Annotated in this window: 2 protein-coding genes; both read left to right on the forward strand. The window is 52.6% G+C overall.

What is annotated here, in order from left to right:
• On the forward strand, positions 1–288 hold a 288-nt coding region (locus tag QVP03_RS00635; RefSeq protein WP_288210576.1), incomplete at its 5' end, for a helix-turn-helix domain-containing protein.
• Between the two features lies 1 nt (position 289).
• Positions 290–586, forward strand: a complete 297-nt coding sequence (locus QVP03_RS00640; protein ID WP_009598243.1) for a helix-turn-helix domain-containing protein — start codon at positions 290–292, stop codon at positions 584–586.
• The last annotated feature ends 34 nt before the right edge of the window (positions 587–620 follow it).

Here is a 620-nt window from a genome sequence, read left to right on the forward strand (position 1 = left end):
ATTATGGATTGCGTCCTTATGGAAACGAGCGCCTATAAAGAGATGCAGGCGCACCTTCAACGTCTTCTGGAGCGAGTGTCTGCGCTCCATTCCCTCTCCGCCCAACCGACAACTGTCCGGTGGCTTACGGCCGAGGAGGTCTGCAAGGCCTTGAGCATCACCAAGCGAGCCTTGCAATACTATCGCTCCGCCGGCATCATCCCCTATACGGCCTTGGGGAATAAAGTATTGTTCCGGGACGACGACATCCGGCAACTTCTGGAAAAGCACCTGATAAAAAGCCTGTAGCATGACCGAAGAGATCATTACCCGCGACAGCGCCGCGTTCAAGGAACTGCGCCGCGACATCGTCAAAGCCATCCGTGCCGTCGATATTCTGATCGACACGCACCGCCCGACCATCGGAAATGAACTGTACCTGACCAGTGAGGAGATTTGCAGCATCTTCAGCATCTCGAAACGCTCCTTGCAGAATTACCGGGACAACCGCCAAATCCCTTATACTACTCTTGGTGGAAAGATTCTTTATCCGCAGTCATCGCTTTATAAACTGCTGGAACAGCATTATATGAAAGCGCAGCGCTGATGCGGTCTGTGAAAAGGAGAAGATCAGTATGACG

This window comes from Alistipes sp. CAG:29 (genome assembly GCF_000435435.1).
GTDB lineage: Bacteria > Bacteroidota > Bacteroidia > Bacteroidales > Rikenellaceae > Alistipes > Alistipes onderdonkii.

Coding starts and splice junctions, on each gene's coding strand:
- QVP03_RS00640 (WP_009598243.1), top strand. CDS start 290: ATGACCGAAGAGATCATTACCCGCGACAGCGCCGCGTTCAAGGAACTG.